This window comes from Streptomyces sp. 891-h (assembly GCF_022760275.1).
Taxonomy (GTDB): Bacteria; Actinomycetota; Actinomycetes; order Streptomycetales; family Streptomycetaceae; genus Streptomyces; species Streptomyces spirodelae.
The window spans coordinates 1,121,075-1,132,989 of the sequence record NZ_CP050693.1; the positions used below are offsets into that span (position 1 = coordinate 1,121,075).

At 71.0% G+C, this 11,915-nt stretch carries 12 protein-coding genes; 4 read left to right on the forward strand and 8 right to left on the reverse strand.

The window, feature by feature from the left end; translation table 11 throughout:
- Positions 1–115: 115 nt before the first annotated feature.
- The 7 genes from HC362_RS05030 to HC362_RS05060 form a co-directional block, all read right to left on the reverse strand.
- Positions 116–961 carry an ABC transporter ATP-binding protein gene (locus HC362_RS05030; RefSeq protein WP_243082613.1) on the reverse strand — a complete coding sequence of 282 codons (846 nt, stop codon included), beginning with the start codon at positions 959–961 and terminating at the stop codon, positions 116–118.
- On the reverse strand, positions 948–1,901 hold the full coding sequence (locus HC362_RS05035) for an ABC transporter permease (RefSeq protein ID WP_243082615.1): 954 nt from the start codon (positions 1,899–1,901) through the stop codon (positions 948–950). Before HC362_RS05035 ends, HC362_RS05030 begins: the two co-directional genes overlap by 14 nt.
- Positions 1,902–1,967: 66 nt before the next feature.
- Positions 1,968–2,840 (reverse strand): glycosyltransferase, encoded by an 873-nt coding sequence (locus HC362_RS05040; RefSeq protein WP_243088364.1) that lies wholly within the window; start codon positions 2,838–2,840, stop codon positions 1,968–1,970.
- 38 nt (positions 2,841–2,878) lie between these two features.
- Positions 2,879–3,658, reverse strand: a complete 780-nt coding sequence (locus HC362_RS05045; RefSeq protein WP_243082617.1) for a CDP-alcohol phosphatidyltransferase family protein — start codon at positions 3,656–3,658, stop codon at positions 2,879–2,881.
- Entirely contained in the window at positions 3,636–4,700 is a 1,065-nt protein-coding gene (locus HC362_RS05050) for an iron-containing alcohol dehydrogenase family protein (protein ID WP_209267513.1), read from the reverse strand. The genes HC362_RS05045 and HC362_RS05050 overlap by 23 nt, the downstream gene beginning before the upstream one ends.
- Positions 4,688–5,425, reverse strand: coding sequence for a phosphocholine cytidylyltransferase family protein (locus HC362_RS05055; RefSeq protein WP_243082618.1), 738 nt, complete (start codon positions 5,423–5,425; stop codon positions 4,688–4,690). The genes HC362_RS05050 and HC362_RS05055 overlap by 13 nt, the downstream gene beginning before the upstream one ends.
- A complete protein-coding gene (locus HC362_RS05060; RefSeq protein ID WP_243088365.1) occupies positions 5,422–7,197 on the reverse strand; it encodes a DUF5941 domain-containing protein in 1,776 nt (591 codons plus the stop codon). Before HC362_RS05060 ends, HC362_RS05055 begins: the two co-directional genes overlap by 4 nt.
- A gap of 236 nt (positions 7,198–7,433) precedes the next feature.
- Here HC362_RS05060 and galE point away from each other — a divergent pair, with 236 nt between their 5' ends.
- The gene (gene galE / locus HC362_RS05065) at positions 7,434–8,465 is read left to right on the forward strand and encodes a UDP-glucose 4-epimerase GalE (RefSeq protein ID WP_243082619.1); all 1,032 of its coding nucleotides are present in this window, start codon (positions 7,434–7,436) and stop codon (positions 8,463–8,465) included.
- Between the two features lie 187 nt (positions 8,466–8,652).
- Entirely contained in the window at positions 8,653–9,213 is a 561-nt protein-coding gene (gene idi / locus HC362_RS05070; RefSeq protein WP_243082620.1) for an isopentenyl-diphosphate Delta-isomerase, read from the forward strand.
- A gap of 36 nt (positions 9,214–9,249) precedes the next feature.
- On the opposite strand, the gene HC362_RS05075 is transcribed toward idi, so the two are convergent.
- Positions 9,250–9,696, reverse strand: coding sequence for an ATP-binding protein (locus tag HC362_RS05075; protein WP_243088366.1), 447 nt, complete (start codon positions 9,694–9,696; stop codon positions 9,250–9,252).
- Between the two features lie 389 nt (positions 9,697–10,085).
- On the opposite strand from HC362_RS05075, the gene HC362_RS05080 reads away from it, so the two are divergent.
- Both HC362_RS05080 and HC362_RS05085 read left to right on the forward strand, forming a co-directional pair.
- The gene (locus HC362_RS05080) at positions 10,086–10,889 is read left to right on the forward strand and encodes an enoyl-CoA hydratase/isomerase family protein (RefSeq protein ID WP_243082621.1); all 804 of its coding nucleotides are present in this window, start codon (positions 10,086–10,088) and stop codon (positions 10,887–10,889) included.
- 139 nt (positions 10,890–11,028) lie between these two features.
- A complete protein-coding gene (locus HC362_RS05085; RefSeq protein WP_243082623.1) occupies positions 11,029–11,901 on the forward strand; it encodes a hypothetical protein in 873 nt (290 codons plus the stop codon).
- The last annotated feature ends 14 nt before the right edge of the window (positions 11,902–11,915 follow it).

An 11,915-nucleotide genomic window follows, 5' to 3' on the forward strand; every position in this document is an offset into this window, starting at 1 on the left:
ACCGGATCCGACCGGGTCCGACCGGGTCCGACACACCGAAGCGGCCCGCTGCACCGGCTGATGCCGGTGCAGCGGGCCGCTTCCGTCCCCCGCACGGGGGGATCGGCTCTCCCAGCTACTTGCTGGTGAACTTCTCGTACTCCTTGAGGACCTCTTCGGTGGGCCCGTCCAGCATCAGCTTGCCCTTCTCCAGCCACAGCACCCGCTCGCACGTGTCGCGGATGGACTTGTTGTTGTGGCTGACGAGGAAGACCGTGCCGGCCTCCTTGCGCAGCTCGCGGATGCGGGCCTCGGAGCGCTTCTGGAACCGCTTGTCGCCGGTGGCCAGCGCCTCGTCGATCATGAGCACGTCGTGGTTCTTGGCCGCGGCGATGGAGAAGCGCAGCCGGGCCGCCATGCCGGAGGAGTAGGTGCGCATCGGCAGGGTGATGAAGTCACCCTTCTCGTTGATGCCCGAGAAGTCCACGATGCCCTGGTAGCGGCGGCCGATCTCCTCGCGGGACATGCCCATGGCCAGGCCGCCGAGCACCACGTTCCGCTCGCCGGTCAGGTCGTTCATCATGGCCGCGTTCACACCCAGCAGCGAGGGCTGGCCGTCGGTGTACACCTTGCCGCTCTCCGCGGGCAGCAGCCCGGCGATGGCCTTGAGCAGCGTGGACTTGCCCGAGCCGTTGGAGCCGATCAGGCCGATGGCCTGGCCCCGGTACGCGGTGAAGCTGACGCCCCGCACCGCGTGCACCTCGCGCATACCGCCGCCAGGCTTGCGGCGGACGATCCGGTTGAGGGCCGCCGTGGCGCTGCCCCTGCCCTTGGATCCGCCGTAGACGCGGTAGACGATGTGCAGGTCCTCGGCGATGACGGTGGGCACCCACGGCGCCGGTGTCTGTGCCGCCTGGGTCTCGGTCTTGGTGCCGGACTCGGCGGGAGGCCCGCTCGGCTCGGTCTGCTCAGCCACGGCCATAACGCTCCTCCGCCTTCCAGAAGAAAACAAATCCGCCGACGCCGACGACGACCGCCCAGCCGAGGGCGAGCGCCCACACGTGCGAGGGGAGCTGGGCACTGGTGTACTCCCTGATGAAGGAGAACCGCATCAGGTCCATGTACACGGCGGCGGGGTTTGCCTGGAGCAGCTCGGTGAGCCAGCCCGGAGCGCTGGCCCGCTTCTCCAGCATGTACTTGAGGGGGAACATCACGCCGGACGCGTACATCCAGGTCCGGGTGATGAACGGCATCAGCTGCGCCAGGTCAGGCGTCCTGCTGCCCAGCCGGGCCAGGATCAGCGCCAGGCCGGTGTTGAAGATGAACTGGAAGGTCAGCGTCGGCAGGATCAGCAGCCAGGAGAACCTCGGCAGCTCACCGAACCCGAGCAGGATGACGACCAGCACGATCATCGAGTAGAGCAGCTGCTGGAGCTGCTGGAGCGCCACCGAGATCGGCAGCGCGGCGCGCGGGAAGTGCAGGGCCCGTACCAGTCCGAGGTTCGAGGAGATCGCCCGTACGCCGGTGAGCACCGAGGTCTGGGTGAAGGTGAAGACGAACACCCCGGTGATCAGGAACGGGACGTAGTTCTCGCTGCCACCCGGCGTGCCTTTGCGGCCTCCCAGCAGCACACCGAAGATGAAGTAGTAGACGGCCGCGTTCAGCAGCGGCGTCGCGACCTGCCACAACTGGCCCAGCTTCGCCTGGCTGTACTGCGCCGTCAGCTTCGCCCGGGAGAAGGCCAGAATGAAGTGCCGCCGCGCCCACAACTGCCGTACGTAGTCGGGCAGCGAGGGGCGCGCTCCGCTGACCGACAGGCCGTACTTGGCCGCGAGTTCGGACGGTGTCAGCCGGTCGTCCGGTGACGGCGGAGGCAGCACGCCGACCGAACTGTCGGCGCTGTCGTGGGTTGTCTCGCTCACGTTGGAAACTTTCGTCCTCACACTGCGCAAGTGAATCCGGGGCTGATGCTCTCAGACACGAGCTTGTCAGATCACGGGCGGGCGTCCCAGCCGCGTCAGACGCCATACCGTACGCCACCGCATCGGCCTGCGTACGCCCGCCGGCGTGGTCCAGCCTTCCTTGAAGCCGCCCAGCCAGGCCCGCAGCGCCGGCATGGAGGGGCGCCGGGCCAGGGTCAGCAGCAGCCATACCCCCAGGTACACGGGGACGAGCAGCGCGGGAAGGTTGCGACGGGCGAGCCAGACGCGGTTGCGGGCCACCATCCGGTGGTAGACGGCGTGCCTGCTGGGAGCCGTTGTCGGGTGGTGCAGCACCATGTCGGCGCGGTATTCGATGCCCCAGCCCGCGTCGAGCGCGCGCCAGGCCAGGTCGGTCTCCTCGTGGGCGTAGAAGAACTCGTCGGGCAGGCCGCCGACTTCGGCCAGCACCTTGGTGCGCACGGCGTTGGCGCCGCCGAGGAAGGTGGTGACCTTCGAGGAGCGCATCGGGTCGGAGGCGCGCAGCCGGGGCACGTGGCGGCGCTGGGTGACGCCCGTCTCCGGGTCGGCGATACGGAAGCTGATGATGCCCAGTCCCGGGTCGGCCTCGAACGCCTCGCGCACCAGTTCGGCGGTGTCGGCCCCGGGCAGCAGCCCGTCGTCGTCCAGGAACAGCAGCGCGTCCACCTCGGCGCCCGAGGGGCCGAACGCCTCGATCCCGACATTCCGCCCACCGGGGATGCCTAGATTTTCCGGAAGCTCGACCTTCCGTACACCGTCCGGCAGCTCGGGCAACGGCGCACCGTTACCCACCACGACGACCTCGATCGCCTCGCCGTGCTGCTTGGCGACCGACTCCAGCAGCGCGCGCAGCTCCTCGGGGCGGTTGCCCATGGTGAGCACGACGGCACCCAGTCGCATCGTCTTCGCGGCCTTGGTCACCGCTTCTCCGCCCTCCGTCACTTCAGCCTGCTCGAGGCCAGGATGGACACCAGGTGCAGCAGCGTCTGGAGCACCGCGATGGCCGCCAGGACGACGACACCGAGCCTGGAGAAGAACAGGTCGCCCCTGATCTGGTCGACGACCGCGAGGACGAGGATCAGCAAGGACGCCTCGATGCCCAGCACCAGCCGGTGGAACTTCAGCGCCGCTGCGGCCTTGCGCGCCAGCGCGAGGCCCGAGGAGCGCGGCTCGGACGCCGACTCCTTGACCGGCGGGAGCCCGCCCTGGTGGCGCGCCACGCCCACCAGGTCGGACTCCGCCTTGATCAGGATGGCGCCGAGCGCGGCCAGCGTGCCCAGGAAGGCCCACAGCCAGTCGATCCGGCCGCCGCCCCACAGGTCGGCGGCGCGCAGGCCGAAGCCGACCAGCACGGCCGCGTCGCACAGGTAGGCGCCCACCCGGTCCAGGTAGACCCCGCCCAGCGAGAACTGCTTCTTCCAGCGGGCCACCTCGCCGTCGACGCAGTCGAGCAGCAGGTAGAGCTGGACCATCACCACACCCAGGACCGCGCCGAGGACGCCCGGCACCAGCAGCGCCGGCAGCGCCAGCACCCCGGCGAGGGTCATCACATACGTCAGCTGGTTGGGGGTGACCCGGGTGTTCACCAGGTGCCGGTCGACGCGCAGCGAGAGCTCGCGCATGTACAGCCGGCCGGCCCAGTGCTCACCGCTGCGCCGGTCCTTCACCCCGGCGGGGTGGACGACCGGCCGCAGCTCAGCTACCGATGGTTTGTGCATAGTCCGCGTACGCGTCCCTGATCTGGTCGGTGGACAGGTCGAGGTGTTCCAGGATCGTGTACCGCCCGGGGCGGGTCTGCGGCGCGTACGCGACGGCCTCGACGAACTCGTCCGGGTCGAAGCCGATGTCGGCGGGCAGCACCGGCAGCTGGTGCCGGCGCATCACCTCCACCATCAGCTTGGCCGTGTCCTTGTCCCCGCGCAGATAGGTGGCGAAGGCGGCACCGAGACCGCACTGCTCGCCGTGGGGCGCGGCGCGCTTGGGGAAGAGCAGGTCGAAGGCGTGGTTGATCTCGTGGCAGGCGCCGGAAGCCGGACGGCTGTCCCCGGCGACCGACATCGAGATACCGGTGAGTACCAGGCCCTCGGCGAGCACCTGGAGGAAGCCGTCGTCGCTGACATCCCCCGGGTGGTGCAGGAGTGCTTCACCGGCCTGGCGTGCCATGGCGGCAGCCAGTCCGTCGATGGCCTCCCCGTGCACCTCGTGGCCCAGCTCCCAGTCCTTGACGGCGGAGATGTTGGAGATCACATCGCCGATGCCGGAGCGGATGTAGCGCTCGGGGGCCTCGCGGATGACGTCGAGGTCGATGACGACGGCGATCGGGTTGGGCACCCCGTAGGAGCCGCGGCCCGCGTCGTTGTCGAGGGTGGCGACGGGTGAACACAGGCCGTCGTGCGAGAGGTTGGTGGCGACCGCCACCAACGGCAGCCCGATCCGCGCGGCCGCGTACTTCGCGCAGTCGATGATCTTGCCGCCGCCGAGCCCGACCACCGCGTCGTAGCGCCCGGACTTCTTCATGGTGTCGGCGAGCTTGATCGCGTCGTCCAGCGTGCCACCGCCCACCTCGTACCAGGAGGCGTTCGGCAGCAGGGGCGCGAACCGGTCGCGCAGCGCTGCGCCGGAGCCACCGCTGATGGCGAAGGCGAGCTTGCCGTTGGTGGAGATCCGCTGATCGGCCAACAGGCCCGCCAGGTCGTCCAGTGCGCCGCGGCTGATGTCCACGACGACCGGCGACGGGATGAGGCGGGTCAGTACTGGCATGCGATCTCCCGGCCCTTGGCGAGGTCGTCGTGGTTGTCGATCTCGACCCACTTGACGTCGCCGATGGGGGCGATGTCGACCTTGAAGCCGCGGTTGACCAGCTCCTGGTAGCCGTCCTCGTAGTAGAGCTGCGGGTCCTTCTCGAAGGTGGCCTTCAGCGCGTCGGCCAGCTCCGCGCCGGCCTCCGGCTCGATCAGGGTGAGGCCGATGTACTCGCCGGTGGCCTCGGCGGGGTCCATCAGCTTGGTGATGCGCTGCACGCCCTTGGCCGGGTCGACGACGACCTTCATCTCCTCGTCGGCGAGGTCCTTGACCGTGTCGAGGGCGAGGATGATCTTCTGGCCGTTGCCGCGCGCGTCCAGCAGCGTCTTCTCCACGGAGACGGGGTGCACGGTGTCGCCGTTGGCGAGCAGCACACCCTCCTTGAAGACCTCACGGGCGCAGTAGAGGGAGTAGGCGTTGTTCCACTCCTCGGCCTTGTCGTTGTCGATCAGGGTGAGCTTGACGCCGTGCTTGGCCTCCAGCTCGGCCTGTCGCTCGTAGACGGCCTCCTTGCGGTAGCCCACGACGACCGCGACATCGGTCAGACCGACCTGTGCGAAGTTGGCCAGGGCGATGTCGAGCACGGTGGTCTCACCGTCGACGGGCACCAGGGCCTTGGGCAGGGTGTCGGTGTAGGGGCGCAGACGCCGTCCGGCGCCGGCGGCCAGCACGAGGCCGATCATGCGGGTTCTCCTGTTTCGTCGTGTACTGCGGGTGCTTGCGACGACACCCAGAAACGGATGCTCTCGACGAGCACCACGGCCGCGATGACCACGGCGAGCGCGGTCAGCGCGAAATTGAAGCCTTGCATGTGGCCGCCATCGCCCAGCCAGAGGGCCGCCGCGACGGTGACCACCAGGGTCCGTCCTTCATGCCCCCCGACCGCCCGCACCAGCCAGTGCGGAGGCGCTCCGGTGCCGCCGCGGATGCGGTACACCGTGTCGTAGTGATGGTAGGCGAGAGCCGCTACCAGCCCGAATGCCGCGGGGAGCGTGCCGTCGGTGTCGGCACGGGCGGCCAGCACCAGGATCGTGCCGTATTCCGCGATACGGAAGAACGGCGGCAGCAGCCAGTCCAGCGGGCCCATGAGGGGCCTGGCGAGGGCGACCCCGGCACAGAGCGCGTAGACCGCGGCCGCCAGTACGGGCCAGTAGCCGCCGAGCGGCGCGGCCCAAGCGGTGGCGAGGATCACTGCGCCACCGAACAGGGCGACGGCGGGCACACCCAACAGCGGCAGCCGGACGGGCCGCAGCAGCCGCGCCGCGAGCTCGGCGAGCGGGCCGCTGTCGGTGAGCGCGCGGATGCCCGCGGCCGCGCGGTCGGTGCGGGCCCTGCGGTGCAGGGAGCGCAGGAGCCGGCCCGCCGTGGTGTAGCAGGCGGCGAGGGTGCCCGCAGCGAGCAGCACCAGGAAGGTGACGCGCGGAGTGGTGGCGGCCGTCAGTACGGCGATGAGGGCCCAGCGCTCGCCGATGGGCAGCACTATCATCCGCCGGGCCCATACGGTCCAGCCCGCGCTGTCCAGCCTGCTGGAGAGCGCCGCGGTGCGGCTGGTGTTCTCCGAGAGGTCGTGGCCGGCCTCGTTGAAGGAGAAGTCGACGGTGTGCCGCGCGGTCATCAGCAGCATGGCCCCGAGCGCCAGGGCCCATACGTCGTCCCCGCCGCGTGCGGCACCGAGCGCGAGGCCCGCGTAGTACGCGTACTCCTTGGCCCGGTCGAAGGTGGCGTCCAGCCAGGCGCCGAGCTTGGAGTACTGCAGGTCGTAGCGGGCGAGCTGGCCGTCGGTCGCGTCCAGCACGAAGGAGGCGATCAGCAGCACACCGGCCGCGACGAAGCCCCACCGCTCGCCCGTGGCGGCGCATCCGGCGGCGATCAGCGCGGTGACCAGCGACGCCGTGGTGACCTGGTTGGGGGTCAGGCCCCGGCGGGCGCACCAGCGGGCGATGTAGCGCGAGTAGGGGCTGATGCAGAAGGTGGTGAAGAAGCCGTCGCGGGACTTGACCGCGGAGCGCAGCCGTACCGCCTCGTCGTCGACCGCGGCGACGGCGGCCTCGGCCTCCTTGCGCGCCGTCTCGTCGGTGGGGACGGTCGCCACGAGGGTGCCCAGCTCGGGCCGGTGCACCTGCACGCCGGCCGCCTCCAGCGCCGCTGCCGCCTCCTGGGGGCCGCCCGTCAGCTCGCCCGGCAGCGCGCGCCGGGCCTCGGGGGTGACACCGAGCACACCGGGCAGCGCTCCCGCCTCGAAGCGGGGGTCCTTCAGCGCCAGGCGCAGGGCGTGGGTGTGGCCGACGAAGCGGGGGTCGATCAGGGCCAGCCGTTCGTTCGCCGCAGCGGCGGCCAGGTGGCCGGCGAGCTCGGCGGGCCGGGAGGCCACACGCACATCGAAGCCGAGCGAGCGCAGGTCGGCCTCGAGCGACGACCCGGCAACCGGCGGACCGGTGAGGATGGCGGTCGACAGAACGAACTCACTCCTTGGAAGCTGGCATACCCGCGCGAGAGGGGACAACTGAGGCAGCGGGCAGCGTGCGCCGTCACCCGCAAGGGGTCGGCAGCACGTCGGCAGAGAGTATCGGATCGCCAAAGGGAGCCTTCACCGAGCGTTCACCGCCCCGGTGTTGCCCGGGAAGCGCCCGCGCGCCCCAGCATGGTGGATCACCGGCTCGAGCCACAACCGAGGCCGATAGGGTTCGGGCCATGACGTGGATGATCACAGGTGGCGCGGGCTATATCGGCGCGCACGTCGCACGGGCCATGACGGCCGCCGGGGAGCGCGCCGTCGCGCTGGACGACCTCTCCAGCGGGCTGGCCGAGCGGCTGCCGCCCGAGGTGCCGCTGGTGCGCGGCTCCGTACTGGACCGCCCACTGGTGGACCGCACGCTCGCCGAGTACGGCGTGACCGGTGTGATCCATCTCGCGGCCAGGAAGCAGGTGGGCGAGTCCGTCGAGCAGCCGTTGTCCTATTACGAGGAGAACGTGCACGGACTGGTCACCCTGCTGGGTGCCGTGGTCGACGCGGGGGTGGGGCGCGTCGTCTTCTCCTCCTCCGCCGCGGTCTACGGAATGCCGGACGTGGACCTGGTCACCGAGCAGACGCCGACCGAACCGATCAACCCGTACGGCGAGACCAAGCTGGCCGGCGAGTGGCTGGTGCGGGCGACGGGCCGGGCGCACGGGCTGGCCACGGCCTGCCTGCGCTACTTCAACGTGGCCGGCGCCGCGGAGCCCGAGCTGGCCGACACCGGGATCTTCAACATCATCCCGATGTTCTTCGACGCGCTGACCCGCGGCGAGACTCCCCGGATCTTCGGCGACGACTACCCGACGCCGGACGGCACCTGCGTACGGGACTACATCCATGTGCGGGACGTGGCCGAGGCGCATGTCGCGGCGGCCCGCGCGCTGGCGGCGGGCACCCCGGCGGAGCAGGGGACCGCGCGGGAGGAGCCGCGGGCGGCCGGGAGCGACCTGACACTCAACGTCGGCACCGGCACCGGCGTCTCCGTGCGGGAGATGGCCGAGCTCGTGGCCGAGGTCACCGGCAGAGCCGAGCCGGAGCCCCGGGTGGTCGCACGCCGCCCCGGCGACCCCGCGCGGGTGGTGGCCTCGGCGGAGCGGATCCGTGCGGAGCTGGGCTGGGAGCCGCGCTTCGGGGTGCGCGAGATGGTCGCCTCGGCGTGGGAGGGCTGGCTGCTGCGCCATCCGGAGGCCCGCACGCCGACGGCCTGAGGCGGCGTGTCGCCGGCCTGAGGCGGGCATGCCGTCGGCCTGAGGCGGCATGTCGTCGGCAGTCGCACATCGACAGCAATGGGCACAGATACGCGCGAGGTAGACAGAATCCCGCAGAATGCGGAGTTGACGCGCTGCCTGCGGCACACTGGATCACGCTGCCCACAGGCCCACCCGAAGGATCACCATGGCGAACAGCCCAGCGGCCCCGATCATGCTCGAACTGGTCGACGAGGACGGGACGACGATCGGCACCGCGGAGAAGCTCTCTGCGCATGTGGCTCCCGGGCAGCTGCACCGCGCCTTCTCCGTCTTCCTCTTCGACGAGGCTGGCAGGCTGCTGCTGCAGCGCCGCGCGCTGGGCAAATACCACTCTCCGGGGGTGTGGTCCAACACCTGCTGCGGCCATCCGTATCCGGCCGAGCCGCCGTTCGCCGCCGCTGCCCGGCGGGTCGGTGAGGAGCTGGGGGTGGCGCCCTCGCTGCTGCGGGAGGCGGGCACCGTCCGCTACAACCACCCGGACCCGGCGTCGGGGCTGGTCGAGCAGGAATTCAACCACCTGTTCGTGGGACTGCTGCGGGACGAGCTGCGCCCTGACCCGGAGGAGATCTCCGAGACCGCGTTCGTGACCTGGGACGAGCTGGAGAAGCGGCACGCGACGGACCCGTTCTCCACCTGGTTCATGACCGTGCTGGACGCCGCCAGACCGGCGATCCGCGAGGTGACGGGCGGCGCCGGGAACTGGTGAACGGCACCGGCCCGGCCGAGTGGCGGCCGAGCCGGCTCAGCCGAGTGGCAGCGCGGCCCAGACGACCTTGCCGCCCACTCCGGTCTGCTCCACGTCGCACACCCCGCCCGCCTCGCTGGTGAGCGTCTTGACCAGCAGCAGTCCCCGGCCGCCGGTGTGCTCCCGGAACGGCTCGGCCTCCAGCGCCTTGGGCCGGTAGGGGTGGCTGTCCTCCACCGCCACCCGGAGCCATCCGCCGCTCAGCGAGACCTCCACTCCGATCTCGGGCGAGAGCAGCGCCGCGTGCTGCACGGCGTTGGTGACCAGCTCCGAGAGGATCAGCAGCGCTCCCTCCAGCACCTCCTGGGGAACGTGTGCCGGCTGGCGCTCCAGCAGATCGCGCGCGGCGTGCCGTAGCCGGGGCACCGAGGAGGCAGTCGTCGGCGCGGTGAACCGCCATGCGCCCTCCTGCGGCCCCGGCGCACTGGCGTGCGCGTACCCCAGCGAGCCCTCGTGGCCGCAGCCGAGTGTTCTTGTTTCGGACCGCCGTTGCCGCTCCGCGCGCTCCCGCAGCGGCAGGACAGCGGCGACCGTGCTCACCGTGCCCGTCACCACCCCGCCGCGGACCGCGCTCAGGGACCCGTCTCTCTCCCCGACTGGTGGAGCCTCGTCGACAACTCCGGACAGCTGCCCACCGCGGCTCTCCATCTGAGCACCCACTCTCCTGCTCGGTACCTGGATGTACTTGCAGATGTACTTGCATTGCATGGTGGTACCGCGCGGAGCCGACCTGGTCCGGTGACTGCAACTTGGCACGTATCGATGGCATTTGACAGAAGACTTACGCCCCGATCAGCTCCGTGACAGATCGCGCCCCGGATACGATCACGCGTATGGAGCCGACCTTGCGCGTACCGGGGGAGCACGACGAGCACGACGAGGGCGTCCGGACCCTCACCATCGACCACCCCGCCAAGCGCAACGCCATGACGCCCGCGATGTGGCGCAGGCTGCCCGAACTGCTGGCCGAGCTCGCGGCCGACCCCGACGTACGTGTCCTGGTGCTGACCGGAGCCGACGGCACCTTCTGCGCGGGCGCGGACATCAGCGCGCTGCGGGACACGGCCGAGGGAGGCCTTCCTTCGGGGAGGGGCGGCGCCGCGCGGGAGCAGCAGGCGCTGGCCGTGGCGGCTGAGGAGGCGCTGGCCGCCTTCCCCAAGCCCACGCTCGCGCTGGTGCGCGGACACTGCGTCGGCGGCGGCTGTCAGCTCGCCGCCGCCTGTGATCTGCGGTTCGCCGCGCACGACGCGCGCTTCGGGATCACCCCGGCCAAGCTGGGCATCGTCTACCCCGCCTCCTCCACCGAGCGCCTGGTGCGCCTGGTCGGCCCTGCCACCGCCAAGTTCCTGCTCTATTCCGGGGAACTGATCGACGCCGAGCGGGCCCTGCGGGTGGGGCTGGTGGACGAGGTGCACCATGGGGCGGAACTCGACAAAAGGGTCGCCGAATTCGCGCGGACCCTCGCGGTGCGATCCGCGCTGACCCAGGCGGCGGCCAAGGAGTTCGCCGACGGCCGCACCGGTCCCGACCGCGTCGAGCACTGGCAACGTGAGGCGGCGCGCAGTAAAGAGGCCGCCGAAGGGGTCGCCGCCTTCCTCGACCGCCGAGCTCCACGATTTGTTTGGCCGCGACCCTGAATGGCTACTGCAAGCTTGGGCAGTCTGCGCCATGGGGGTACCTCCCGGACGGAGTCTGGGGGGAGCAGGGTGGGCAAGCGCAGCCCCCATGCGAGGGGCAAGCCTTCATAGGCGGCGTACCCAGCGGTAGCGTACGGGCATGAGGCCACTTCCCGAACGCGCCGGGCGGCGCTGCCACAACGCCCTGAACGCCCTGCACTCCACGCTCTACTTCTCACCCGCGCTGGGGAAGGAACTCTCCCCGTACGGCATCGACGACCCCCACGCCGTCAATCTGGCCACCCGGTCCGCACCGCTGGGAGCGGTGGGCGCGGGCACGGTGACGGCCACCTTCTACAACTACAGCCACGCGCTGGTCGCCCGCTTCGTCCCCGAGGTGTGGGACGCCGCGTCCCCTGAGACCGTACTGGCGGCTCGGCTGCGCGCCGCCGACGCGACGCTGCGCGGCCTGCTGGGCGAGGAGGCGGCGGCCTCCCCCGAAATGACCGAGGCCGCACAGCTGGCGCTGCGCGCCGCCGAGGGCTGCGACCGTTCCGGACGTCCGCTGTACTCCGCCAACGCGGACCTGCCCGTTCCGCCGCTGGACACCTCGCCACACCTGGCGCTGTGGCACGCGGCGGCCCTGCTGCGCGAGCACCGCGGGGACGGCCACATAGCCGCTCTCCAGCACGCCGAACTCGACGCGCTGGAGGCGCTGGTGAGCCACACCGCCAGCGGGCACGGGATGAACCCCAGGTGGGTGATGGACACCCGCGGGTACAACGAGCGGGACTGGGCCGCGGCTCAGCAGCGGCTGGCCGACCGCGGGCTGCTGGACGCGGACGGGGAGCTGACCGAGCGGGGTACCGAGCTGCGCAAGCAGCTGGAGGAGGAGACCGACCGGCTGGACCGGCGCCCCTACGAGCTGCTGGGGGCCGAGGGCGTGGCCCGGCTGACCGAGCTGGCCGGCACGTTCGCCCGGACGGCGACCCAGGCGGGAGCGTTCCCGGCCGACCTGATCAGCAAGCGCTGACATCTCGGCCGAGC

What these genes read in the sequence shown, in the direction of transcription:
- HC362_RS05080 (WP_243082621.1), top strand. Translation starts at nt 10,086, where the DNA reads ATGGAGCCGACCTTGCGCGTACCGGGGGAGCACGACGAGCACGACGAG.
- HC362_RS05050 (WP_209267513.1), bottom strand. Translation starts at nt 4,700, where the DNA reads ATGCCAGTACTGACCCGCCTCATCCCGTCGCCGGTCGTCGTGGACATC.
- HC362_RS05085 (WP_243082623.1), top strand. Translation starts at nt 11,029, where the DNA reads ATGAGGCCACTTCCCGAACGCGCCGGGCGGCGCTGCCACAACGCCCTG.
- HC362_RS05045 (WP_243082617.1), bottom strand. Translation starts at nt 3,658, where the DNA reads ATGCACAAACCATCGGTAGCTGAGCTGCGGCCGGTCGTCCACCCCGCC.
- idi (WP_243082620.1), top strand. Translation starts at nt 8,653, where the DNA reads ATGGCGAACAGCCCAGCGGCCCCGATCATGCTCGAACTGGTCGACGAG.
- HC362_RS05055 (WP_243082618.1), bottom strand. Translation starts at nt 5,425, where the DNA reads ATGATCGGCCTCGTGCTGGCCGCCGGCGCCGGACGGCGTCTGCGCCCC.
- galE (WP_243082619.1), top strand. Translation starts at nt 7,434, where the DNA reads ATGACGTGGATGATCACAGGTGGCGCGGGCTATATCGGCGCGCACGTC.
- HC362_RS05040 (WP_243088364.1), bottom strand. Translation starts at nt 2,840, where the DNA reads ATGCGACTGGGTGCCGTCGTGCTCACCATGGGCAACCGCCCCGAGGAG.
- HC362_RS05030 (WP_243082613.1), bottom strand. Translation starts at nt 961, where the DNA reads ATGGCCGTGGCTGAGCAGACCGAGCCGAGCGGGCCTCCCGCCGAGTCC.